This is a genomic window from Rhodococcus sp. T2V (assembly GCF_029269925.1).
GTDB lineage: Bacteria > Actinomycetota > Actinomycetes > Mycobacteriales > Mycobacteriaceae > Rhodococcus_F > Rhodococcus_F koreensis.
Map to the genome: position 1 here is coordinate 1 of NZ_JARJBD010000021.1, position 23424 is coordinate 23424.

Sequence of the window (23424 nt, forward strand, 5' to 3'; positions counted from 1 at the left end):
GACGCCACCCATCGTGCGTCCGAGCTGAGGGGGTCCCCATCACATGTCATCTTTCGTCGGTCGGCGGCGGCGTGTCGGTCCCTCGGGAGCCGGCTTCAGCCGGCCTGCTCCTGCTTCTTCTCCACGTTGATGCTCGGGTCGATCAGACCCTCGTTCATCGCCTTGATGAGCAGCGCGACGTGCTGGGAGAAGAACCGCGCCAGGCGCAGGCCGTTGGCCATGAACCAGAGCTTCTGGTGGCCGGAGTGGCGCAGCGTCGTCCGGAGCTCGCCGCGGTCGTCGACGTTCCAGACCGTTGCCAGTGCATCGGTCACCTCGTCCCCGACGATCGGGCGTGCCACCTCGCGCATGTTGCGGAAGCCGGTGCAGAAGACGACCACGTCGGCGGCCTCCTCGGTCCCGTCGCGGTAGACCACTCCGTTCGCGGTGAACCGCTCGATCTCGCCCGGCTGAATCCGGATCTCGCCGTTGATGATCAGCGCGCAGTTGCCCTTGTCGATGTAGACCGCACCGCCGCCGCGCGTGGTCAGGTAGGCCTGGCCCGCGTCGCCCGGTCCGAGGGTGGTGCGGAAACCCGCCGCCTCCAGGCCGGCCAGCATCTCGGTGTCGAGCTCGGCGATCCTGCGGGTCACGATCGGCGCCAGCCCGGTGCTGAGCGCGAGTGGGTTCGCGCTGGCGAGGAGGTCGGCGGTGCTGGTCTCCGGACCGTCCTCGCCGTAGTAGTTTCCGAAGAGATTCTTCAGGCCGTGCCGCTGGGAGAAGACCAGAACGGGGCTGCGCTGGACCATCGTGATCGAGGCGGCCTCGTGCTCGTAGGCGTCCTGAGCGATGTCGTGTGCGCTCGCGCCGGCTCCGACCACCACGACCTTCTTGCCCCGCAGTGCCTCGCCGCCCAGATGCGTGCTGGAGTGGGCGACGGTGCCGGTGAACTCGTCCATGCCCTCCACCACGGGCTTGTGCGCGATCGTCTCGCGGCCGGTGGCGAAGACCAGGTGCTGCGGGTGGAGGGTGCGCCGCTCGCCGCCGTGGTCGAGTTCGACGGTCCAGTGTCCGTGCGCCTCGTCGTACGTGGCGCTGTGGACGTTCGTGCTGGTCCACAGGTCGAGGTCCATCAGGGTGACGTAGGACTCCATCCAGTCGGCGAGCTTCTCCTTCGGGGTGAAGAGCGGCCAGGTGCTCGGATAGGGCAGGTAGGGGAACTGGGTCGCCCACTTCGTGTCGTGCAGCAGCAGCCCGTTGTAGCGCAGTCGCCAGTTGTCGCCGGCGCGCGCGTAGCGGTCGACGAGCAGCGTGGAGACGCCGAGCTGTCCCAGCCGGGCGGCCAGGAACAGGCCGGAGTGTCCGGCACCGACGATGAGGACGCTGGGGTCGGCGTCGCGGTACTCGCGGCGCTCTGCCCGGACCTCGTCCAGTGAGCGGCGGGCGCCCGGCACCGACGGCGAGTTGTGCTCGTCCTTGGCGGCGTCGTCGATCGAGACCACCGGCTCGGGGAAGTCGCGCAGCGCCTCGAGGCTGGTGGAGACGACCCACGAGCGCCAGGCCCCGTCGTCTTCCTGCACCAGGCGGACCACGCCGCGGCCGGTCGAGACCCGGGTCTCGAAGTGGTAGATCGCCTCGATGTAGTTGCCGTTGAACGAAACCGGCCAGGACTCGTCGAGCCGGAGCGCGCCGAAGCCGGTGTCCTCCAGCGCGCTCGCGAGCGCGTCGACGATGTCGTCGGCGCCGTGGAGGGCGACCAGGTCCCAGGTCAGGGCGTAGATGTCGCGCCACCAGGGGTCGGCGGAGAGCAGCGCACGTACGCCGGTCCGATCAGCACCGGCCAGCGCGCGGTCCATGCTGTCGAGCCACTCCTGCACCACCGTCCGGTGGTCGGGCTCCAGCCTGGTCAGGATTGGTGTGTCGTCGATCTGGGTCATCGGGTCTCGTCCTTTCCGGCCTGCGCGCGGAACTCCCGCACCGTCTCGGCCGAGGGAAGTGCGATCAGCTCCACCTGGTTGCCGTCCGGGTCCTCGCAGAGGAAGAGCGTCACAGGTCCGTAGTTCTTGATGAGGCTGGTGGTGGGCTCGGAGTAGACCTCGTAGCCCATCGCGACCAGCCGGTCGTGGAGGGCGCCGATGTGGTCGGGGTCGACCGGGAAGGACAGCTGGCCCATGCCGATGTCACCCGGTCGCTTGGGCCGGCCTTCGTCGTGCTCCGGCAGGTTCCACTGCGCGAGCTCGATCTGGCCGACCCGCGAGGCTCCCTGCACGAAGACAGTGGTCGCCTTGGCGTGCGCGGGCAGCCGCATGAGCGACGGCGTCAGGTCGCTCGTCTCCTTCGTCAGGGTCTGGCGCATGCCCAGCCCTTCGACGTAGAACCGCACGGAGGCGTCGAGGTCGCGGACACCGAGCGCGACGTGGTTCAGGCTCCCGACGGCGATCCGGGGCTCCGCCGGGGCGCGATTCTCCTCGGCCGTCGTCACAGCACGAACCCCTCTTCCTTGAAGTCGCCGTCGCGCCATTGCAGCGCCGACTTCAGCCCGTCGCGGGCCGCCCGGGTCTTGAACTCGCCGGAACCGGGCCGGAAGCCCTGGGCGAGCACGTACCACGGGACCGACGACTGCAGTGCGGACCGGAAGCCCATCGCCTCGTAGGTCTGGTTGAGCGCGATCTTGTTGGCCGAGAGCATCGCCGGGTGCAGCTTGGCCATCGGCCGCAGCTCGCGCATGACCTGTTCGTCGAGCTCCTCGGCCGGGTAACTCTTGGCGATCCAGCCCATCTCCGCGGCACGCTGCCCGGTCACCGAGTGACCGCCCAGCTGCATGTACTTCGCCTGCGCCATCGACATCTTCCAGGGGAAGTACTCGATGTCGGGGGTGGACTGCGCCCGGGTGGGCGGGTAGCCCATCACGCAGTCGTCGGCGGCGAAGACGATGTCGCACATCGACATCAGCTCCGAGCCGCCGGCCAGCGCGTAGCCGTGCACCTTGGCGACCACCGGCTTGAGCAGGTCCCAGATGGTCATCCAGTCGCGCAGGCAACTGCGCGGGAACTGCCCGGTCCAGGACTCGAAGAGCTCGGAGTGGTTCCACCCGTCGGGCCGCTCCGGGTTGGCCTGGCCGCCTGCGTAGCTGTTCATGTCGTAGCCGGCGCAGAACGCCTCGCCCGCACCCTGGATCAGGATGAGGGTGACCTCGTCGTCGGCCTCGGCGTCCTTGAGTGCCGCCACCACCTCGCGCCGCAGCGCGGGGCTGAGCGCATTGCGCTTCTCCGGCCGGTTGAGGGTGATCGTCGCGATCCGGTCCTCCACGCCGTACAGGATGTTCTCGAACTCCACTAGCTCTCCTCGGATCTGTGCTCATGGCTCTGCCCGGTGTCGGGCTGGTAGGGGGTGGGGGCGTCGGTGGTGACGACGACTCCACGGGCGATCAGGTCCTCGATCTGGGCGGCGGTCACGCCGGCGGCCGCCAGCACGGCGCGGGTGTCGGCGCCCTGCGCTCGTGGCGGGGTGCGCACCGCTCCGGGGGTCCGCGCCAGCCGCACCGGAACGCCGAGCATCCGGACGCCGCCTGCCTCGCTCACCATGCCGTGTTCGGTCAGGTACGGGTCGTCGAGCACGTGCTCGACCGGGCGCACCACGCTGGCAGGCACACCCTTGGCGATCATCTCGCGTGCGATGTCGGCGTCCGGGTCGAGTCCGGAGACCAGGCCAGCCAGGTCCGCGTTGAGGTCGTGCCGGTTCGCCAGCCTGTCGGCGTTGGTGCGGTAGCGCGGGTCGGTGACCAGGCCCGGTTCCCCCAGGAAGTCCGCGAGCAGCGCGAACTGCCGGTCGGAGCCTGCCGCGACGTACACCTCGCCCGCCGGCGAGTCGAACACCTCGCAGGGGGCGATGTTCGGGTGGCCGCTGCCGAGGCGGCGCGGGGGTTCGCCCGTCATGAAATAGTTCGCCGCGACGGGGTGCAGCAGGCTGAGCGCGCCGTCGGCCAGGCTCAGCTCGACGAGCTGGCCACGGCCCGACGCAGTGCGCTCGTGGAGCGCCAGCAGCACGCCGGAAAGGGCGAACAAGCCGGCGGTGAGATCGGTGATCGGCATCGGTACCCGCATCGGGCCGCCGTCGGGCTCGCCGTTGAGGTGCATGATCCCGGCGTGCGCCTGGATCACCGCGTCGTATCCGGGCAGACCGGCCATCGGGCCGTCGTTCCCGAACGCGGTGATCCGGCAGTAGACCAACCGCGGAAACCGCTCCAAGAGCGATGCCGCGTCCAGTCCCCAGCGATCCATCACACCGGGCTTGAAGTTCTCCACCAGGACATCGGCGCCCTCGAGCAGCCGCAGTACGAGCGCGCGGCCGTCAGGCGTGGAGAGATCGGCGCTCAGGTGCTGTTTGTTGCGGTTGAGCCCCGCGTAGTAGGAACTCACGCCGTCGGGACGCGCCGGCCCCCAGGTGCGGGTCAGATCGCCGGCGACGGGCTCGACCTTCACCACCTCGGCACCGTGGTCGGCCAGCATCTGGGTGCAGTACGGACCCGCGAGGACGCGTGAGAGGTCGATGACCCGCACGCCGTCCAGGGCCCCGGTCACTCCGCTGCCCTCAGCACCTCAGCCGCGTCGGGGGCCCCGGGCATCCGGCGCTTGCGCATCCGGATCCGCCAGCGGCCGACCTCGCGCCGGAACGCCCACTCGTTGATCGAGGCGCTGAGCAGCTTCAGGGTGGTCCCGTCCTGGTGGAAGATGAACGAGTAGCCGTTGGCCACGGCGTCGTCACCGGTCACCGCGATCGCCAGATTGTTTCCCTGCACGTGCATGCTGCGGCCGTAGAAGCCGTTGTCGTGGGCGGCGGTCCGCACCGAGAGGAACTCGCGCATCGCGGCGAGCCCCTCCCACCGGACCACCTCGTAGGGGTCGTCCCCGCGTCCGGCGGAGACGTCCATGACGCAATCGTCGGTGAAGAGCGCGAAGTACTCCTCGTCGAGCGGAGCATCGGCGTAATAGCCGTATCGGGCGAGCAGCTCACGGATCTCGCGCTCGTCCTCCAGCTCGCGCAGCCGAGCCTCCAGCATTGCCAGCCGGTCCTCCACGGTGCATCATCCTTTCGAGTCGCCCCACCACGCACTGTACATTACAGCAACATGCTTACAATACATCACTGCAACACACTTGCGGGAGTGGCGCTTGTGTCTCAGCAGCAGCCGTCGGCAGAGACGCCGACCCGCTCGTCGAACTGCAGGATCGTGCCGTCGGGGTCCTTGACGAACATCGCCCGCATCGGCTGGTCGGCGCTCTCGCCGTATCCGGCTCCGGTGGTGTCCTTGACCGAGATCGGCTCGTAGCCGGCCGAGCGCAGCCGTGTCGCCAGAGCCGGGATGTCGTCTACCCAGAACCCGATGTGGTGGATTCCTATCTGCCCCAGATGAAGCGGTGCGTTTCCGGCCAATTCGTCGGACTGCGAGATCGCCAGGAAGAGCCGGTCGCCGAAGCCCTCGCCGTCGTTGCCTCCGAACCTCAGCATCACCTCGCGGCGCCGGGTCGAGCCCACCTCGGGCCCGTAGAGCGAGTCCGCCGGCGGCTCGTTGGTCGCGTCGCGGATCACCGTCATCCCGAGCGCGTCGCGGTAGAACGCCAGCGAGCGCTTCAGGTCGCTGACGCCGATGGCGATGTGGGAGGCGAGCTTCATGAGGGTTCCCTTTCGGCAAGTGACGCGGATAACATGATCACAATAGCCTCATTACTAACCATGTCGGGCGCCGCAGCTCGGCCGCCCGTCCCAGGAGGATCCTTGACCGCCACGCTGCCCGACCTCGGCACCGCGGAGACCGGGCACACGCTCGGGATCATCGATTGCGACGTCCACCCGCTCAAGATTCGCGAGCACCAGCAGCGCGGTGCGGGTGTGCTCTCGTACCTGCCGCAGCGCTGGCAGCGGCATGCTGCCGAGGTGGGTGTCGCCCGCGGCGGCTGGGCCGGCGGCGACCGGCCACGGCCGCGGGAGTACGGCCAGCGCTGGGACACCGAGCCTCCCGGCGGCGGCGCGCCGGGGAGCGACCCGCTCTTCGCTGCCGAGCAACTGCTCGACACCTATCAGATCAGCGCGGGCCTGCTCAACGACCTGGGCGCCTTCTCCTCGGCGGGGATGAAGGGGCAGCCGACCGGCTTCTCGGCGGCGTACTGCCGGGCGCTCAACGAGCACCGGCGCGACAACTGGCTGGCCCGGGACCCGCGCTGGTACGCCTCGATCAACCTGCCCTACGAGCTGCCCGAGCTGGCGGTGCGGGAGATCGAGTTCTGGAAGGACCAGGACCGGCAGTACGGCGACCGGATGAAGCAGATCATGCTCGCACCGGACAACCTGCGCCCGCCGGGCCACCCGTCGTACTGGCCGATCTACGAGGCCTGCGAGCACTACGGGCTGCCGGTGACCTTCCACGTGATGACCGGCAACCGGGTCACCCCGTCGGGCTCGCCGAGCTACTACTACGAGGAGCACTGCGATTACGCGGCGTTCAACTTCCCGATGGTGGCCAGCTTCATCTTCGAGGGCGTCTTCGACCGCTTCCCGAATCTCGCGATCGTCCTGGTGGAGCTCGGCTGGTCGTGGGCGCTGCCGCTGTCGTGGCGCCTGGACGCCGCGGCCCGCACGATGGGCGGCGAGGTCGCGCACCTGGCCAAGGCGCCGTCGGAGTATCTCCGCGACCACTTCTACTTCACCACCCAGCCGATGGAGGAGCCCGAGGACAACGCCCACCTCGACGAGGTCTACGACGCATTCCTGGCCTCGGGTCTGGGCGAGAAGCTGATGTACTCCTCGGACTACCCGCACTGGGACTTCGACGAGCCCGCGGCGTTGCCGCGCAACCTGAGTGCCGAGCGCAGGGCCGCCGTCCTGGGCGGCGTGGCGAGCGAGCTGTACGGAATTCCACTGCTCCCCGGCCAGGGCTTCGCGGTCTGACCTCGGCTCTGGCTTCCTGCAGTCTATTTCTAATAATGTTACTGACATGGACATAGCTAGATGGCGGGCCTAGGCTGCCCTCGGTGCCGCACCGCGGGTGGTGGGGCCGGAGGGAACGCGAGGAGAAGCGTGACAATGAAGGTGAACGGTCGAAGGAGAACAGCGCGGATCGTCAGCGCTCTGGCGGCACTGGCGACGGTGGCACTCGCCGGCTGCGGCGCCGACAACACGTCGGGATCCGAGCAGTCGGCCGGCGGCGCCGATAGCCCGGCGGCCGCCCTGAGCGGGACCCCGATCACGATCGGGTACGCCGCCTCGATGTCGGGAGCGCAGGCCAGCAACGGACTCGGCGGCAAGGCCGTCGCCCACGCTTGGCAGGAGTACACCAACGCGCACGGCGGCATCCTCGGTCATCCCGTCGAGATCACGGTGACGGACACCAAGAACACCGTGCCGGGCGCGACGTCGGTCGTGAAGGGGTTCATGGGCGACTCCGACGTCGACGCCGTCTTCATGACCGATCTGGTCGCCGAGTCCGCGATGACGGACACCTTCAGGAACACCGATGTCGTGGTCATCAGCGCGAACGGCGCCACGAACGTGCCGTGGACCACCGTTCCCGGGCTCTTCCAGGACGTGTCCGGTGCCGAGTACGCGGCGCGGGTGTTCGCCGACGTCGCGAAGGCCGCAGGCACCGAGAAGCTCGGGTGGGCGGTCTGCTCGGAGGTGGCGAACTGTCAGGAGAACAGCGACAAGGGCTCGGCCTACGCGCAGACGCTCGGCGTCGCCCCGGTCGGCACCCAGCTGATCTCCGCGAGCGCCTCCGACTACACCGCCCCCTGCCTGTCCTTCGCAGGCAAGGGCACCGACGGCATCGCGATGTACGCCGGCTACACGACCGGTACCCGCTTCGCCACGGATTGCCTCCGGCAGGGGTACTCCGGCATCTTCCTGACCGCGAACTCCGGGTTCGACCAGACCGCCTTCGGCAAGGTCAGCGGTTTCAAGTCCTACGGCAGTACCGAGGGCTTCCCCTGGTGGGCCGACGATCCCGCCGTGGCGACGTATGGCGACGCGATGGCCGAGTACTCCCCCGACGGTGCCTGGCAGTCCGGCAACGCGACGGCGATCTGGTCGTCCTTCGAGCTCTTCAAGAAGGCCCTCGACGACGCGAAGCCCGCGACGATCGACCGCGCCACGGTGATGGACGCGATGTACCAGGTGAAGGACGAGACGCTCGGCGGCCTCCTCGCCCAGCCGGTCACCTACACCGAGGGCGAGCCTTCCCGGCCCGTCGAGTGCAGCTGGTTCCTGAAGTTCGACGCCGGCGACGACGAGCCGACGAGCATCGAGCCCGCGAAGTCCGGCAACGGCGCGACCGGCGACCTGGCGAGCACCTGCGGGGACAGCGTCGGCAGCTGACGCTCGACGAAACATCTACGGCGCGCGATGAATCCGGCGCGGCTGACCGGATCCGATCACCTCGATCGTTCGGGCCAGCCGCGCCGGGGTGGTGTAGGACTCGATCGAGCCACTCCCCCAATAGCCGGGAGTATCGGTGACGTTCACCACCGGGTTGTCGCCCACGGCGACGGCTCCCGATCCGATCAGCTCGTCCAGGAGGCGACCGGCGCCCAGCTCCTCGACGACGTCGACGGTGTCCAGGCCGGGTCGTCGGGCGGCCAGGAACGGACGCGCCGAGTCCTCGAACGCCCCGAAGACCGGATGCCCGATCCCGAACGCGCGCCCGATGCCGGGATGGTCGACGACGGCCAGCAGCCCGCGCCGAAGAGCGGTAGGGTCCTCGACGAGGTCGATCACCGGCACGTAGCGATGCGCGCCGATCCCGGCGGTACGCAGCTCGGCCACCGCCTCGGCGACGCCGCGCGCAGCGAAGTGTGGCACGAGCCACGCGCCGAGGTGTCCGTCCGGCACCGCAACCGACTCCGCGAGCCCGGCGACCTGAGCGAGCAGGTCCCGGCCGTCCGAGCCTGCGGCCAGGTAGAACCAGCCGTCGCGGGCACGGTAGAGCCGGTCCAGCTCATGCCGGCCCATGGCCTCGGGCCCGCTCGGCTCGTCCCACGACCTGCCGTCGTACCCGATCGCGAACGGCAGCTGGTGCAGCGTGGCGGTCCGTGACAGCGACGCGTTGACCTGCTGCCCCGCACCGGTGCGCAGCCGGTCCAGAAGCGCGAGCATGATGCCGAAAGCGTTCAGGTGCCCGGCCGCATGGTCGTTGACCACGACACCGAGCATCCGCGGCGGGCCCTCACCACCGGCGCGGACGCCCATGCCGGTCACCATCTGCGCGAGCGGCTCGTGACCCCGGTATTCTGCCCGGGAGCCGCCGTGGGAGTGCAGCGACATCGTGGAGTAGATCGCGGCCGGATTCAGCTGGTGCACCCGCTCGGCGCCGAGACCGAGCCGCTCGGCCGCTGCCGGCGTGAAGTTGTGATGGACGACGTCCATGGCGCCGATCAGATCCGGCAGCAGCCCCTGGATCCTCTCGTCCCGGAGGTCGAGGAACGCCATCCGCTTGCCACTGCTGACCGTGCGATGGCCGTGGAAGGCGGACAGGTCGTCGGTCAGTGGGTCGGCCCGGCTCGCGGCCACCGCCGGACTGTCGACCTTGAGCACGTCGGCGCCGTACTGCGCCAGCACACGCGTGCTCGTCGGTCCGGCCAGCAGGCTGGCACAGTCGAGCACCCGGATACCGTCCAGGGCGAGGTCGTGACGCAACCGCCTCTCGCTCGACCAGGAGAACCCCTCCCCGGCCCAGTCGACGTCCGCCTCCGGGCCGACGCCGTCGGGTCGCGCGGAACGGCCCCGGCGCAGCTGGGGCCGACTCTCCGAGAGCAGCACCGGAAATCCCGGCTGGACGGTCGCACCGAGCACCGGGTCGGCGACCTCGATGACCGACCGGCTGGCGCGCGCATGGTCGTCGGCGAGCCACGCCCGGGTGCTCTGGCACAGCCCGAAGGCACCCTGGAGCTCCTCCTGGCAGATGCGCTCCCAGTCCCGGCCGGACCGGGTGCCGATCAGCTCCACCACGTCCCGGACCATCTGCTCGCACGTGGAGTCGTCGAGATCGACGAGCCGGTACTGCGGAAGGAACCGGTCGAGGAACCGCTGCAGGCCGCGCAGCGGCGTGTCGAAGTACAGATGGGTCCCGTCGGCCGCCCGCGCGGTCTGGAGCATCCGGTGCAGACGCGCGTACGTCGGGTTGTTCGTTTTGCGGGAGACGGGGACCTCGGCGTAGGAGCCCACCGCCTGGAAGGCCGCCTCGTAGAGTGAGACCTCGATCCACGCGCCCCGGCCGGTGGAGGCCCGGGTGAGCAGTGCGCCGGCCACCCGATGCGACGCCATGAAGGCCGCGAAGGTCGAGGCCATCGGGAGCGCGCTGAAGACGGGGTCACCGTCGACCTCGCCGTGCCGCGCCGGGTACAGGCCGGTGGCCGCGGCGAGCAAACCGTCCCAGCCGGGCAGATCGGCCCGAGGATCGTCGCGGGGGAAACCCGGCAGCGAGCACCACACCAGCTGCGGTGCGCGCTCGCGGATGGCCGCCGGGTCCAGACCCAGTCGCTGCAGGACCCCCGGGCGGAAGTTGTCGACCACGACGTCGGCGGACTCGGCCAACGCTGCCGCACGGGCGACGGCCGCCGGATCGTGGAGATCGAGGCGGAGCTGCCGCTTGTTTCGATAGAGCGCAGCGTTCGCCGGCGAGTCCCACCGCGGGCCGTCCGGAGGATCGATGTGGATCACGTCGGCGCCGTTGTCGCCGAGGAACATCGCCAGCATGGGTCCGGCCAGGTAATGGCCGAGATCCAGGACACGCAACCCGCTCAGCGCACCGGTCGTCATCGGCGCACGCCCTCTATATACATAGCTACATCATTTCTGCACAATAGAAACAAAACAAGACTTCGGATACGACAGAGCGAGTCAGGAGGTCAGGTGAGCACCAGGAGGTACGTCGTCGGCAGGGCGGCCGATCTCGCCGACGGGGAGAAGATGGCCGTCGAAGCGGGCGGCCGCTCGATCGCGATCTTCAACGTCAAGGGCCGCTACTACGGCCTACTGAACCGCTGCCCACACCGCGGCGCCGACCTGTGCGCGGGGCGATTCCTGCCGCGGGTGACGGCGGCCGTCCCGGGCGAGTACCACTACGACACCGAGCACACCTTCCTGGTCTGCCCGTGGCACGGCTGGGAGTTCGACGTGACCACCGGCCAGTCCTACTTCGACCCGATCGGGATGCGCGGGCGGCCCTACAAGGTCGACGTCGAGAGCGGCGCGACCATCGCCGGGATGCAGCCCGGACCGCTCCGGGCCGAGACGGTCAGCGTTGAGATCGAGGACGACTACCTCGTCGTCGACCTCCGCCCGCAGCGACCACATCGCGCCCAGTCGGCGCGCACCGAGAAGCAGGAGACCGCATGACCACCCTGACCACTCCCCCGGCACCGACCGAGCCGGCCCTGATCGAGCCCGTCGTCGACCGCGCGGGCCGCGAGACGCTGTGGACCGGCAGCGTCATCGACGCCGATGTGCACGCCCAGGTGCCGAGCGCCGAGACGCTCTTCCCCTATCTCGCCCAGCAGTGGGTCGACTGGTGCACCGAGCGGAACTGGAAGCAGCCCCAGGGTCCGCTGTCGCACTACCCGCCGAACTCGCCGCGCACCTGCCGGCTGCAGTGGCGGCCCGCCGACGGCCGCACGCCGGCCTCGGACGTGGACCTGCTGCGCCGGCACGTCCTCGACCCGTGGGACGTCGATCGCGCAATCCTCAACTGCTACTACGGCATCGACAGCATCCGCCAGCCCGATTGGCACAACGCGATGGCCGGCGCAGTCAACGACTGGTTGATCGAGGAGTGGCTGAGCAAGGACTCCCGGCTGCGCGCCTCGATGGTGCTGCCCGCCCGCGACCCGGCCTCCATGATCGCGGAGATCGAGCGGGTCGGCTCGCACCCGGGAATCGTGCAGGTGCTCCTGCCGGTGCGCACCGACGCCCTGTGGGGCCGTCGGATGTTCTTCCCGGTCTTCGAGGCGATGGCCGAGCGCGGCCTGGTCGCCGGGCTGCACTACGGGGGAACCGCCGACGGCGTGCCGTCGACCACGGGCTATCCGTCGTACTTCATCGAGGAGTACGCCGCCGAGTGGCAGGCCTTCGGCAGCCAGATCACCAGCATGGTCGCCGAAGGTCTCTTCCAGGTCGTCCCCGACCTGCGCGTCTCCGTCCTCGAAGGCGGGTTCCTGTGGCTGCCCGCATGGGGCTGGCGGATGAACAAGGACTGGAAGGGGCTGCGTCGCGAGGTGCCGTGGCTGACCGAGCCGCCGTTCGACGTGGTGCGCAGGCACTTCCGCTTCTCCACCGCACCCACCGAGGCCGGGCCGACCCCGTTGCTGGAGAAGACGATCGGGTGGCTGCGCAGCGAGGACCTGCTGATGTTCGCCACCGACTATCCGCACGCGCACGACGACGACCTGGCCCAGCTGCTGAGCGCGATGCCGGAGTCGATGCGGGCCAAGACCATGGCGGAGAACGCCCGGTCCTGGTACCGGCTCTGAGACAGCGATCGGCGGGTCCCGTACTCGCGTACGTGGACCCGCCGATCAGCGTGTCGGGGGCAGCGTCAGCGGCCCGAGACCAGGAGCCGCACCGGGCCGCGGAAGTTGTACTCCGGGCGGTAGTCGAACCCGCCGGCGACGCGAAGGTCCGGGTAACGCCGATAGAGTGCGGTCAGCCCGACCTCGATGTCGAGTCGAGCGAGCCACTGTCCCAGGCAGGTGTGGATCCCGAACCCGAAGTCGACGTGGTGCTTGGCATCCTCACGCTCGATGTCGAGCCGCTCGGGGTCGGGGAACCGGGCCGGGTCGTGGTTGGCCGAGGCGACGAGGAGGCGGAGCGTCTCGCCGGTACGCACCTCGAACCCGTCGATCTCGGTATCGACCGCGACCGCGCGGTGCACGCCGTGCGCGGAGGGGCAGTAGCGGAAGAACTCCTCGATCGCGTTGCTCGTCAATTCGGGGCGCTCGTGCAGCAGGGCGCGCTGCTCGGGGAAGGCGTCCAGGGCGATCACCGCATTGGAGATCATGTCGTTCGCGTTGCCCGAGGTGAGCATGACGGTGAACATCGTGGTCAGCTCGGCATCGCTGAGTCCGGTGCCGTCCTCCCCCGCTGCAAGCAGGTTGGAGACCAGGTCGTCGCCGGGTCCGTCGGCGGAGTTCCCCGGCCGGCGTGAGCGAATCACGTCGTGGACGTAGGCCTCGATGTTGCGGACCGCGTCGTACGCCTCGGTGAGGTTCTCGTAGTTGGTGCCCAGCCCGCGACGCGCGGCCAGTGCCCAGCCGCGGAAGGACTCGACGTCGATGTCGGGAATACGCAGCATCCGGCAGACCACCCGGAACGGCAGGTAGAAGGAGAGCGCGCCCAGGTCGAATGGGCCCTCGCCGGTGGCGGCGATGCCGTCGAGCAACTCCTCGGCGATCTCCTCGGCCTCACTGCGCAGCGCGTCGATGGCCCGCACCGAGAAGGCCCGGGCGACGAAGCGGCGCAGCCGGCTGTGGTCCGGTGGGTCGTTCAGCCCGAGGTGATGGGAGTCGTGCCCGATGAGATGGTCGTACATCGCCAGCTCGTCGCCGCCCAGGGCGGCCCGCTTCTCGGTGACACGGGAGCCGGTCTGCCGCCGGTTGGAGAAGCGCTCGGTGTCGCGGAAGATCGCCTTGATGTCGTCGTACCTCGAGACCACCACGACCGGCCCGACGCGCAGCACGGGCGCGTGCGCGCGCAGGTCGGCGTAGAGCGACCAGGGATCGGCCAGCATCTCGGGGTCGAGCGCGAAGAAGCGGCTCGCCCGCTCCTCGAGGTCGCCCAGGCGGGCACCCGTGTCGGCCACGGTCATCGGCATGCCTCTCTGTCGTTTCGGGGACTCACAGGTCGAGGACGAGGCGCGGGCCCTTGGAGCGGGAGCAGCAGATCATCATCACGTCGTTCGCTGCCCGCTCGTCCTCGGTCAGCAGGGAATCGCGATGGTCCGGCTCGCCACCCAGGACGGTGGTCTCGCAGGTGCCGCAGGTGCCCTCGCGGCAGGACGTGAAAATGTCTACGCCGGCACGCTCGAGGACGTCCGCGATGGACTCGTCGGGTCCCACCGTCATGGTGAGGCCGGAAGCGTCGAGCACCACCTCGAAGGAGGTCGCCGGGCCGTCGAGGGCACCGGCCTTGGGCCGGAAGCGCTCGACGTGCAGGGCTCCGGTGGGCCACTCGGCGCACTGCGCCTCGACGGCGTCGATCAAAACACCGGGACCGCAGCAGTAGACCGCCGTGCCGTCGACCGGCTCGCCGAGCAGTCCGGCCAAGTCGATCAGGCCGCGCTCGTCCTCGGGCCACAGCGTGACCCGGTCCCCGTAGCGCTCCAACTCGCCGCGGAAGGCCATCGACGCACGGCGCCTGCCGCCGTAGACGAGTCGCCAGTCGGCCCCACGGCCCTCCAGCTCGGCGATCATGGTCAGCAGCGGCGTGATGCCGATGCCACCGGCGATGAAGAGGTGGCGCGGGGCCTCCTCCAGCGCGAACTCGTTGCGGGGGCCGCGCAGGCGGACGGCGTGTCCGGCCGCGACCGTGTCGTGCAGGTACGACGAACCGCCCCTGCTCTCCGGCTCGCGCAGGACGGCCACCCGCCACGACGACAGGTCGGCTGGGTCGCCGCACAGCGAGTACTGCCGCTCGACGCCGTTCCCGAGCACCAGATCGACGTGCGCACCGGGTGTCCACGCGGGCATCGCACCCCCGTCGGCGCGCACCAGCTCGAAGGAGCGCACGCCGTCGGCCTCGGCGACGACTGCTCGCACGGTCGCATCGACGAGCCGATCCGGGTCGGCCGACAGGGGATCCCTCTGTGCACCGGTCTGTGTCATCTCGATAGCCCTCGACATCGTTGCTGTAGAAACATTAGAAATCATAGTAACATGATATGTACACAACTTTGTTCGACGAGAGGGCGGCGAAGATGGCCGGAGAGTTCACCCGCAACGGATTGCAGCGCGCAGCGCTGAAGTGGGGGCATCAGCTCAGCAATCTGCTCTACCCCGTCGCGCGCAAGACGCTGCCGTATCGCCCGAAGATGTGGTGGATCCCGCGACTACCGATCTGGGCCCACCCGAGGCGCGCACCGCACGGCCGCCCCTGGAGCACCCCGGTCCCGGCACCGGCCGACGAACTGCGCACCGGCCCCGGCGTCCACCTGATCCCCGACGCGCAGCAGCGCGCCTTCGACGAGGCTCCGCTGCACGACTTCATCCGCCTCCACCCGGAGATGCGCGGAGAGCACAGCCCCACCGGCCACATGTGGATCTCGCTGCTCTCGACGTCGCCGCGCGTCCAGGGCGCCGCCCGCCGCCGCGCGCAGGCCAACCGCCGCCCCGACGCCACCGCACCGGCCGCGCGGGTGACGCCGGCAGCACTCACCGAGGCGATGAAGCGTGAGGCGGCACGCCTCGGCCTCGCCGCGGTCGGCGTGACCGCCTACGACATCAAGTACAACTACGCCGAATATCACGGCCTCGCCGTCGGCGACACGATCATCGTCGGCATCGTCGAGCAGAACTTCGACTCCACCCAGATGTGCCCGAGCCTGCGGTCGGAGAAGGCCGCCCTCTCCGCGTACGCGGGACTCGAGGACCGGATGCGCCTGCTCGCCGACTGGATCCGAGCGCAGGGCTACGCCGCCAGGGCCGAAGGCTTCGTGGGCGAGTCCATGGTGATCCCGTACGCCGTCCAGGCAGGGCTGGGTCAACTCGGGCTCAACGGACAGCTGTTGACGCCGAACGCCGGGTCGCGCTGTCGCATCGAGGTGATGTCGACCGACGCGCCGTTCCTCCACGACGCCCCGGTGGACTTCGGAATCGAGGGCGTGTGCGACAAGTGCCAGATCTGCGTGCGCCGGTGTCCGGCGGGCGCGATCCCGGCGATCCGCAAGGAGAGCCGCGGCGTCGTCAAGGCGAAGCTCAACACCAAGCGCTGCCTGCCCGTGATGGGCAAGACCGCAGGCTGCTCGGTCTGCATGAAGGTCTGCCCGGTGCAGCGGTACGGCCTCCCCGCCGTACTCCAGGAGTTCGAGGCCACCGGCCGCGTCCTGGGCAAGGACACCGACGACCTGGAGGGCTTCGACTGGCCACTGGACGGCAGGCACTACGGGCCCGGTGAGCGGCCCCGGCTCGCTCCCGAGGTCTTCGAGACGCCGGGCTTCGAGTTCGACCCGAGCCGCAAGGTGCCGCTGGACTGGGTGGACCCGACCGGGAAGAACCCCGAGGCGCTCGGCTACTGAGCTGACGAAACCCCCGCATGACGACGTTTCCATCCCCCTGAGAACCCCACATCCTTTGAAAACCCCACATCCTTTGAAAACCCAACATCCTTTGAAAACCCAACATCCTTTGAAAACCCCACATCCTTTGAAACCCAGGAGAAGCCCCATGAAGCTCGCCGTCGACCTCAACCAGTGTGAAAACCACGGTCAGTGCACGTTCGCGACACCGTCCCTCTTCTCACTCACCGACGAGGGCCTGCTGTCGTTCCGGTCCCTGGCCCGGGACGAGTACGTCTCCGCCGACCTCACCGAGGCCGACGCCGAGGCGGCGGCCGCTGCCGTCGACATGTGCCCCATGCAGGCGATCAGCCTGCGCGGGTGAACGCGTCCATGAGCGGGGCCTGCCGCCGGTTCGAAGACCACGTGGTCCTGGTGACGGGGGCGACCAGCGGCTTGGGCGAGGCCTGCGCACTGCGACTCGCTGCGGAGGGCGCCGACGTGGTGGTCACCGGTCGGCGCGCGGATCGCTGTGCGGAGGTGGCCGAGGAGGTGCGCCGGCACGGCGGGAGATGCCTCAGTGTTCCCGGCGATATCACCGACGCCGCCCATCCGGAGCGTCTGGTGGAGGCGACGCTGGCCGAGTTCGGCCGGCTCGACGGCGCTGTGAACAACGCCGGGGTCAGCCCAGCGCCGCGACCGGCGGCCGAGTATCCGGACGAGCTGTGGAACGACACGATCGCGCTGGACCTGACGGCCGTGTTCCGCTGCCAGCGTGCGGAACTCGGAGCGATGGTCGGGGCCGGCCGCGGCGCGATCGTCAACGTCGCCTCCTACGCAGGCACCACGGTCCAGACGCGGGGAATCGCCTCCTATGCCGCGGCCAAGCACGGGGTGCTCGGCCTGACCCGGTCGGCGGCACGCGACCATGCGGCCGACGGTGTGCGGGTGAACGCGGTCGGACCGGGGCACATGCGCACGGCGATGATCGACCGGCTGCTCGACCCGGAGGGCGAGGAGCGGCTGCGGACGCGCATCCCGATGGGCCGCATCTCGGACCCGGAAGAGGTCGCCGCCGTGGTGGTGTTCCTGCTCTCTCGGGACGCCTCGTTCGTGACGGGGCAGATCGTCGTGGCCGACGGCGGACTCTCGATCTGAACCGAACCGGACCGGGTCGATCGGCTGAGCCCGCCGACAGGCGCAGGCCTCAGCCGATCGACGTCTCGGTCTCCGGGTTCTCCGGCCACTTCAGGCGCTTGTAGAGCGGATCGTTCTGGTCGCGCGTTCCCCGGAAGTGGCCGCCCGGCACGGCATTCCGGCAGGGCACCGTCCCGTCCCACTCCATCACCACGCGGCGGTAGGTGATCCGCCAGCCGTCCTCGGTGCGCTGGAAGTAGTCGAGATAGCGCCCGATCGACTGGTACAGCCGGTCCTCGGCGGTCTGCATCCAGTAGGCGAAGTAGGACTCGCCGTACGCCTCGTCTCCCTCGACCTCGAAGATCGACTGGCCCATCAGGTGGTAGATGAAGCTGGAGGCCGACGTGAAACCGGGGTTGTTACAGATGAACTCGGCGAACTCCTCGCGGCTGCCCCGGAAGCGACCGTGGTCGTCGAAGGACTTCTCGGAGTAGCAGGCCAGGATCCCCTCGCGGTCCATCCGATCCACGGCGCGCTCGAGCTTGGCCACCAGTTCGGTGAGCTCCATCTTGTCGGCCAGCAGCGCCAGGTCAAGCGTGGCAGTCATGTATCACTCCTTCAGTCAGAACGTCGACAGTTGTTGTCAACTTATGCTTAAAGCAGGCTAGCGCGGTCGGTCGGCATCGTCCAGCACGTGCGGTTTCCCTCTTTCGGTGTCGCAATCAAGTGCGTTTACTATTATGGAATAAGTAGACAAGTGATGCTCGTCTCATCTATGTTCCCTTCAGAGGACACCCGTCGCCCGATGACGGGACCCGAACACACGAGGAGCATCGGTGTCATCCAGGATTCTCACCCTCAAGAAGGCAAAGCGGGTCGGTGCCGTGTTCGCCGTGGCCGGCGTGGCCAGCGTGGCACTCGCAGCGTGCGGCGGCAGCAGCAACGACACATCCACGTCCGGCCTCGACAGCGGCGGCAGCTCGTCGAGCTTGACCGGAACGCCGATCAAGATCGGCTATGTCGCTTCCAAGTCCGGCGCGCAGGCCACGAACGGCCTCGCGGCCGAGGCCGTCGCACACGCCTGGCAGGAGTCCACCAACGCAAGCGGCGGCATCCTCGGTCACCCGGTCGAGATCGACATGGTCGACTCCAAGAACACCGTTCCGGGCGCCACCTCGGCGGCCAAGGCATTCCTCGCCGACGACAGCGTCGACGCCATCTTCATGACCGATCTGGTCGCCGAGGGGGCGATGGCCGACCTGTTCAAGGACACTCCGGTCCCGGTGATCAGCGGCGGCGGCTCCAGCGACCTGCTCTGGTCGCAGGTGCCCGGCGTCTTCCAGAACGTCTCTGGTTCGGACTACACCATCAAGTCCTACATCGACCAGGCCAAGGCGGCAGGTGCGAAGAGCTTCGGCTGGGCCGCCTGCGCCGAGGTCGCCGTCTGCGCGACCAACGGCGACAAGGCCGAGGACTACGTCCAGTCCATCGGCATGACCGCGACCGGCGTGCAGCAGCTCTCGGCGACGGCCAGCGACTACACCGCCCAGTGCCTGGCCTTCACCGGCAAGGACACCGACGCAATCGCCTTCAACATCGGCTATGCCGTCGGCGCCCGTGTCGCGACCGACTGCCTGCAGCAGGGCTACGACGGCATCTTCTCGGTCATCAACTCAGGTTTCGACCAGGAGGCGTTCAGCAAGGTCTCGGGCTTCAAGTCGGCCGGCGGCACTCAGGGCTTCCCGTGGTGGTCCGACGACGCGAAGGTCGTGGCCTACCGCGACGCCATGAACAAGTACTCGCCCAACGGCGTCTACAGCTCGGGCAACTCCACCGCCATCTGGTCCAGCTTCGAGCTGCTGAAGAAGGCGCTGGAGAACGCCAAGCCGGCCGAGATCAACCGTTCGACGGCGATGGACGCGATGTACACCATCAAGGACGAGACCCTCGACGGCCTGCTGCCCGAGCCGATCACCTACACCAAGGGCCAGCCCTCCAAGCCGATCGGGTGCAACTGGCTGTTCACCTTCAACGCCGGCGACGACGACCCCAAGGGCATCGCGCCGGCAACGTCCGGCAACAGTGCGACGGGCGACCTCGCCAGCACCTGCGGGGGCTACCTGCCCGGCCTGGGTATCTGATCGACCGCACACGCATCACCGAAGGCCCGCGTCCTCCGTCCGGAGGGCGCGGGCCTTCGTCTTGTTCGTCCGTGGGGCGCAGGGCGTGTGACGGCGCTTGTTCGCACGCCTAGGTATTTCGCCACCCGAATCACTCAGCGCCACATCACTATCCGGGACCAGACCGGGCCGGGAGAGGCACGCTGGAAAGCCGCGGCCACGCGCCCGTGGCGTAGCTCGAACGACCTGGAATGCGATGAGGTTCAACGCATCTGAGCCCGCCCCCTGATCGGGGAGCGGGCTCAGTTTCGTTCGCAGGAGGGGCTCAGGCGGCGCCGTCGCCGATGTACTGCTCGAGGACGTTGCCCTGAAGCAAGGTCGCGGCGCTGCCGTCGTAGGCGATCTCGCCGCGGCGCAGCACGTAGGCGTGGTCGGCGATCGACAGGGTGCGCAGCGCGTACTGGTCGACGAGGAGTAGCGCGACGCCCTTCTCGCGCAGGGTGCGGAGGAAGTCGAAGACCAGGTCCACGATGATCGGCGCCAGACCGAGCGAGGGCTCGTCGACGAGGACCAGACGCGGGTTGGCGACGTAGGCGGCCGACAGCGCGAGCATCTGCTGCTCACCGCCCGACATGGTGCCGGCCTTCTGGTTCAGCCGCTCCCCCAGACGCGGGAAGACACCGGTCGCTATCTCGATGCTCTCCTGGGCGTTGAATGCGTTGGACTGCATCAACAAGTTCTCCCGCACGGTGAGGTTGCGGTAGACCCCCCGGCCCTCGGGCACGTGACACAGGCCCGCGCGCGAGCGCCGCGCCGCCGAGGTCCGGGTGACCTCGTCACCGTCGATGAGCACCTGGCCCGACGAGGGTCGAATCAGCCCCGATGCGACGCGCAGCGACGTGGTCTTGCCGGCACCGTTCGGGCCGATCAGGGCCGTCACCGAACCCGGCGCCACCCGCAGGGACACATCCCGCAGCACAGACGTGGTCCCGTAGCTGGCGTTGACGTTGCGCAGTTCGAGGGCCGGCTTCCCGGTGACGGCGACTCCCCCTCCGGACTCGGTCATTGTCGGTCGTTCGGTCATCGGACCATCTCCTCGATGAGGTCGTCGGCGGTCTCGATCTCGGCGTCGGTCTCCGAGCCGAGATACGCCGCCTGGACGACGGGACTGTTGCGGACCTCGCTCGGCGTGCCGTGGAAAAGCATCTTGCCGAAGTCGAGGACATGGATCTGGGCGCAGATCCTGAGCACGAGAGCCATGTCGTGTTCGACCAGCAGGATGCCGCAGCCGCGGGTCTTGACGATCTGGGTCAGGGTCTCGCCGAATTTCTCCGTCTCGACCGGATCCAGGCCGGAGGACGGCTCGTCCAACAGCAGGACGTCGAAGGGGCCGCTGAGGCAGCGTGCCAGCTCGACGAGGCGCCGCTGTCCGGTGGACAGCTCGCCCGCGTTCACGTCACGCAGGTCTGCGATCCCGCACAGCTCCATCGCGTACTCGGCCGCCTCCAGGGTCGCCCTGCGTTCCTTCCGGGTCGCGATCAGTTGACCGCGCAGGTTGGAGCCGGCCATGCCGGACTCGACTCCGAGCGCGACGTTCTGCGCCACCGTGAGCGAATCGGCCAACTGCATCAGCTGGAAGGTCCGGCCGAGACCGCGGCGGCCGCGGGCGGCGGCGCCGAGGCCGGTGACGTCCTGGCCGTGCAGCATGACCTGGCCGGTGGTCGGGGTGAGCAGGCCGCTCGCCGCGTTGAACAGCGTGGTCTTGCCCGCACCGTTGGGGCCGATCAGTCCGGTGATCTGGCCGACTGGAGCCGTCAGCACCGCCTTGTCGAGCGCGGTCCGACCGCCGTACTTGATCGTCAGGTCGCGGATCTCCAGGCCGGTCGCCGCCGACGGGATCTGCCATGGGTCGTCGGCGACGGCGACGTTCGGGGCCTCCTTGCGACGCCGGAAGTGGGTGTCGATGAAGTCGCGGGCACGCTGCGGGAGCGTGTCCGCGCCGCCGCGGGTGGCGATCACGATGGCGCCGACGCCGAAGAGCACACTGAGCCACGGCGTGGCGGTCTCGCTGTGCCAGTACGCCGGGATCATCGCCGAGACGACGCCCACCACCGCGTACCACGGCTCACGGAACGGCATCAGTGCCAGCGTGGCGACCAGGACCAGTGAGTAGTAGGCGGCGTAGTTGCTGTCGCCGAGCACCGCGTAGTGGATGGTGCTGCCGTAGAGCGTGCCGCCGATACCGGCGATGTAGCCGGCGATGCAGAAGACGATGAGGCGCAGCAGGTTTGTGTTGAGTCCGAGGGTGCGCACCGCGAGCGTCGCCTCGGACAGTCCGCGCAGCACCCGGCCCAGCCGGCTCTGGTGGATGAGCACCATCACGAGTGCGGCAACGACGAAGAAGGCGAGCACGACGTAGTACCACGCCTCGTCGCCGGCGTCGCCCGGTCGCGGCATCGGCAGGCCGGTGCCCGTCGTACCGAAGAACCAGCTCTTCTGGTAGAGCCAGGCCTCCGCGGACAGGCCGAAGCCGAGCGTGGCCAGGGCGAGGAAGAGTCCCTGCAGACGGATGGCCGGCAGCGCGAGCAGCGCCGCCACCGGGACGACGACCAGGCCGGAGAGCAGAACGCCGACCAGCCACGGCAGACCCCAGTGAGCACTGATCTGGGCGAAGGTGACGGCACCGATGGCGGCGAAAACGGCCTGGCACAGCGAGACCATGCCGCCGGTGCGTACGACCAGACCGAGCGAGAGCAGCACGATCGCCTGCGTCAGGCCGACGGTCAGGAAGGTCAGGTTGGAGGAGAAGATCTGCGGACCGAAGAGCAGGAAGATCAGCACGACTCCACCGCCGATGAGACGGGTGCTGGTCGGGCCGTGGTACGGGATCTTGGGCGCGTGCTCGGCTCGCGCCGGAGTGTCGAGGCGCCGCTTGGGCGTCACCATGAGAGCGACGATCAGGACGATGAAGGGCAGCGCCGTCGACATGCCCTGCAGGGACGGGAAGTCGATCGCGAACTTGGTGAAGAGGCTCGAGGCGACGCCGATCACCAGTGCGCCGACGTAGGTCAACGGGATGTTCGAGAACCCGCCGAGGGCGGCGGCGCCGAAGGCCTGCACGAACAGGAAGGTCATCGCGACCGCCTCGATGCCGGCCGTCGGAGCGATCAGCACGCCCGACAGAGCCGCGAACGAGGCGCCGATGCCCCAGGACAGCCGCTGGACGGCCTGCGGGCTGGTGCCGTGCAGGGCGACGAGGTCGGGATCGTTGACCACTGCGCGCATGGCCAGGCCGACCCGGCTGAAGCGGAAGAAGTAGAACAGCGCGGCGACGATCACCAGTGAGATCACGATGATCGTCAGCTGGGCGTAGGTGACGTTGACGCCGGCGATCCGTGTGAACTCGGTGGCGCCGGGCAGGAACGGCTCGGGCCGCAGCGGGTTGAAGCCGAACTTGACGGTGGACAGGCCCTGGACGAGCAGGACAATGCCCACCGTGGCCACCACCTTGAAGGTGGGTCTCTGGTTGCTCAGTTTGAGACTCACCGCAGAGAGGACCAGGCCGCTCAGCGGGCCGAAGACCAGTACCGACAGCAGCATCGCGAGCCACCAGTTCATGGTGAGCTCGACATGGAGCCAGTAGAAGATGTAGGCGGCCGCGGCGGCGATCGCGCCATGGCCGATATTGAACAGGCCGGACGTCTTGTACGTCAGTACCAGCCCCGTCCCGGCGAGGCCGAGCACAGATCCGGTCACCAGTCCGGCGACGATGAAGGGCAGGAGAGTGTCCACGTGATACCTCGAGGTTGCTGGGAACGATGGCACGCGCCCCGGGACCGGGCGTCGGGTCTACTGATGTTCTATGAATCCCACAATGATTCTTAATGGTCGTCTAATAATGCTCAGAGATCTGGGTCACGTCAATCGTCAGAGCGG

Annotated in this window: 20 protein-coding genes; 8 read left to right on the forward strand and 12 right to left on the reverse strand. The window is 68.8% G+C overall.

All coding sequences use genetic code 11. From position 1 onward, the window contains the following. Positions 1 to 95: 95 nt before the first annotated feature. The 6 genes from P3H15_RS19070 to P3H15_RS19095 form a co-directional block, all read right to left on the reverse strand. Positions 96 to 1916: an NAD(P)/FAD-dependent oxidoreductase gene (locus P3H15_RS19070; RefSeq protein WP_276138684.1), complete on the reverse strand. Its 1821-nt coding sequence runs from the start codon at positions 1914 to 1916 to the stop codon at positions 96 to 98. After that, positions 1913 to 2461, reverse strand: coding sequence for a VOC family protein (locus P3H15_RS19075; protein ID WP_276138685.1), 549 nt, complete (start codon positions 2459 to 2461; stop codon positions 1913 to 1915). Before P3H15_RS19075 ends, P3H15_RS19070 begins: the two co-directional genes overlap by 4 nt. Then, positions 2458 to 3315 carry an enoyl-CoA hydratase-related protein gene (locus tag P3H15_RS19080; protein ID WP_276138686.1) on the reverse strand — a complete coding sequence of 286 codons (858 nt, stop codon included), beginning with the start codon at positions 3313 to 3315 and terminating at the stop codon, positions 2458 to 2460. The genes P3H15_RS19075 and P3H15_RS19080 overlap by 4 nt, the downstream gene beginning before the upstream one ends. Then, positions 3315 to 4559 carry a CaiB/BaiF CoA-transferase family protein gene (locus tag P3H15_RS19085; RefSeq protein WP_276138687.1) on the reverse strand — a complete coding sequence of 415 codons (1245 nt, stop codon included), beginning with the start codon at positions 4557 to 4559 and terminating at the stop codon, positions 3315 to 3317. The genes P3H15_RS19080 and P3H15_RS19085 overlap by 1 nt, the downstream gene beginning before the upstream one ends. Further along, on the reverse strand, positions 4556 to 5056 hold the full coding sequence (locus P3H15_RS19090) for a nuclear transport factor 2 family protein (protein ID WP_276138688.1): 501 nt from the start codon (positions 5054 to 5056) through the stop codon (positions 4556 to 4558). The genes P3H15_RS19085 and P3H15_RS19090 overlap by 4 nt, the downstream gene beginning before the upstream one ends. Positions 5057 to 5157: 101 nt before the next feature. Then, a complete protein-coding gene (locus P3H15_RS19095) occupies positions 5158 to 5652 on the reverse strand; it encodes a VOC family protein (RefSeq protein ID WP_276138689.1) in 495 nt (164 codons plus the stop codon). 102 nt (positions 5653 to 5754) lie between these two features. Between P3H15_RS19095 and P3H15_RS19100 the strand changes: the two genes are divergently transcribed. Together P3H15_RS19100 and P3H15_RS19105 are read left to right on the forward strand one after the other, a co-directional pair. Further along, positions 5755 to 6924 (forward strand): amidohydrolase family protein, encoded by a 1170-nt coding sequence (locus tag P3H15_RS19100; RefSeq protein ID WP_276138690.1) that lies wholly within the window; start codon positions 5755 to 5757, stop codon positions 6922 to 6924. A 135-nt stretch (positions 6925 to 7059) separates the two neighbouring features. Then, a complete protein-coding gene (locus P3H15_RS19105) occupies positions 7060 to 8346 on the forward strand; it encodes an ABC transporter substrate-binding protein (protein ID WP_276138778.1) in 1287 nt (428 codons plus the stop codon). A 15-nt stretch (positions 8347 to 8361) separates the two neighbouring features. On the opposite strand, the gene P3H15_RS19110 is transcribed toward P3H15_RS19105, so the two are convergent. Further along, positions 8362 to 10785: a CoA transferase gene (locus P3H15_RS19110; RefSeq protein WP_276138691.1), complete on the reverse strand. Its 2424-nt coding sequence runs from the start codon at positions 10783 to 10785 to the stop codon at positions 8362 to 8364. 93 nt (positions 10786 to 10878) lie between these two features. Here P3H15_RS19110 and P3H15_RS19115 point away from each other — a divergent pair, with 93 nt between their 5' ends. Next, positions 10879 to 11364, forward strand: coding sequence for a Rieske (2Fe-2S) protein (locus P3H15_RS19115; RefSeq protein WP_276138692.1), 486 nt, complete (start codon positions 10879 to 10881; stop codon positions 11362 to 11364). Then, positions 11361 to 12494 carry an amidohydrolase family protein gene (locus P3H15_RS19120; RefSeq protein WP_276138693.1) on the forward strand — a complete coding sequence of 378 codons (1134 nt, stop codon included), beginning with the start codon at positions 11361 to 11363 and terminating at the stop codon, positions 12492 to 12494. The genes P3H15_RS19115 and P3H15_RS19120 overlap by 4 nt, the downstream gene beginning before the upstream one ends. A gap of 65 nt (positions 12495 to 12559) precedes the next feature. On the opposite strand, the gene P3H15_RS19125 is transcribed toward P3H15_RS19120, so the two are convergent. Both P3H15_RS19125 and P3H15_RS19130 read right to left on the reverse strand, forming a co-directional pair. After that, on the reverse strand, positions 12560 to 13828 hold the full coding sequence (locus P3H15_RS19125) for a cytochrome P450 (RefSeq protein ID WP_276138694.1): 1269 nt from the start codon (positions 13826 to 13828) through the stop codon (positions 12560 to 12562). A 28-nt stretch (positions 13829 to 13856) separates the two neighbouring features. Further along, positions 13857 to 14843, reverse strand: a complete 987-nt coding sequence (locus P3H15_RS19130) for a PDR/VanB family oxidoreductase (RefSeq protein WP_276138695.1) — start codon at positions 14841 to 14843, stop codon at positions 13857 to 13859. Positions 14844 to 14899: 56 nt separating this feature from the next. On the opposite strand from P3H15_RS19130, the gene P3H15_RS19135 reads away from it, so the two are divergent. From P3H15_RS19135 to P3H15_RS19145, 3 genes are all read left to right on the forward strand, one after another. Then, complete coding sequence (locus P3H15_RS19135; protein WP_276138696.1) at positions 14900 to 16252, forward strand: hypothetical protein; 1353 nt, start codon at positions 14900 to 14902, stop codon at positions 16250 to 16252. 148 nt (positions 16253 to 16400) lie between these two features. Beyond that, a complete protein-coding gene (locus P3H15_RS19140) occupies positions 16401 to 16616 on the forward strand; it encodes a ferredoxin (RefSeq protein ID WP_276138697.1) in 216 nt (71 codons plus the stop codon). Then, positions 16613 to 17389: an SDR family NAD(P)-dependent oxidoreductase gene (locus P3H15_RS19145; protein WP_276138698.1), complete on the forward strand. Its 777-nt coding sequence runs from the start codon at positions 16613 to 16615 to the stop codon at positions 17387 to 17389. The genes P3H15_RS19140 and P3H15_RS19145 overlap by 4 nt, the downstream gene beginning before the upstream one ends. 49 nt (positions 17390 to 17438) lie before the next feature. Here the strand turns inward: P3H15_RS19145 and P3H15_RS19150 are convergent, their stop codons facing one another. Further along, positions 17439 to 17975 carry a nuclear transport factor 2 family protein gene (locus tag P3H15_RS19150; RefSeq protein WP_276138699.1) on the reverse strand — a complete coding sequence of 179 codons (537 nt, stop codon included), beginning with the start codon at positions 17973 to 17975 and terminating at the stop codon, positions 17439 to 17441. A 229-nt stretch (positions 17976 to 18204) separates the two neighbouring features. On the opposite strand from P3H15_RS19150, the gene P3H15_RS19155 reads away from it, so the two are divergent. Further along, on the forward strand, positions 18205 to 19509 hold the full coding sequence (locus P3H15_RS19155; protein ID WP_276138700.1) for an ABC transporter substrate-binding protein: 1305 nt from the start codon (positions 18205 to 18207) through the stop codon (positions 19507 to 19509). Between the two features lie 304 nt (positions 19510 to 19813). Here P3H15_RS19155 and P3H15_RS19160 read toward each other — a convergent pair whose 3' ends face one another. Next, positions 19814 to 20572 (reverse strand): ABC transporter ATP-binding protein, encoded by a 759-nt coding sequence (locus P3H15_RS19160; RefSeq protein WP_276138701.1) that lies wholly within the window; start codon positions 20570 to 20572, stop codon positions 19814 to 19816. After that, complete coding sequence (locus tag P3H15_RS19165) at positions 20569 to 23280, reverse strand: branched-chain amino acid ABC transporter permease/ATP-binding protein (RefSeq protein ID WP_276138702.1); 2712 nt, start codon at positions 23278 to 23280, stop codon at positions 20569 to 20571. Before P3H15_RS19165 ends, P3H15_RS19160 begins: the two co-directional genes overlap by 4 nt. Positions 23281 to 23424: the final 144 nt, after the last annotated feature.

Coding starts and splice junctions, on each gene's coding strand:
- P3H15_RS19105 (WP_276138778.1), top strand. CDS start 7,060: ATGAAGGTGAACGGTCGAAGGAGAACAGCGCGGATCGTCAGCGCTCTG.
- P3H15_RS19150 (WP_276138699.1), bottom strand. CDS start 17,975: ATGACTGCCACGCTTGACCTGGCGCTGCTGGCCGACAAGATGGAGCTC.
- P3H15_RS19160 (WP_276138701.1), bottom strand. CDS start 20,572: ATGACCGAACGACCGACAATGACCGAGTCCGGAGGGGGAGTCGCCGTC.
- P3H15_RS19110 (WP_276138691.1), bottom strand. CDS start 10,785: ATGACGACCGGTGCGCTGAGCGGGTTGCGTGTCCTGGATCTCGGCCAT.
- P3H15_RS19135 (WP_276138696.1), top strand. CDS start 14,900: ATGTACACAACTTTGTTCGACGAGAGGGCGGCGAAGATGGCCGGAGAG.
- P3H15_RS19120 (WP_276138693.1), top strand. CDS start 11,361: ATGACCACCCTGACCACTCCCCCGGCACCGACCGAGCCGGCCCTGATC.
- P3H15_RS19095 (WP_276138689.1), bottom strand. CDS start 5,652: ATGAAGCTCGCCTCCCACATCGCCATCGGCGTCAGCGACCTGAAGCGC.
- P3H15_RS19130 (WP_276138695.1), bottom strand. CDS start 14,843: ATGACACAGACCGGTGCACAGAGGGATCCCCTGTCGGCCGACCCGGAT.
- P3H15_RS19070 (WP_276138684.1), bottom strand. CDS start 1,916: ATGACCCAGATCGACGACACACCAATCCTGACCAGGCTGGAGCCCGAC.
- P3H15_RS19125 (WP_276138694.1), bottom strand. CDS start 13,828: ATGACCGTGGCCGACACGGGTGCCCGCCTGGGCGACCTCGAGGAGCGG.
- P3H15_RS19140 (WP_276138697.1), top strand. CDS start 16,401: ATGAAGCTCGCCGTCGACCTCAACCAGTGTGAAAACCACGGTCAGTGC.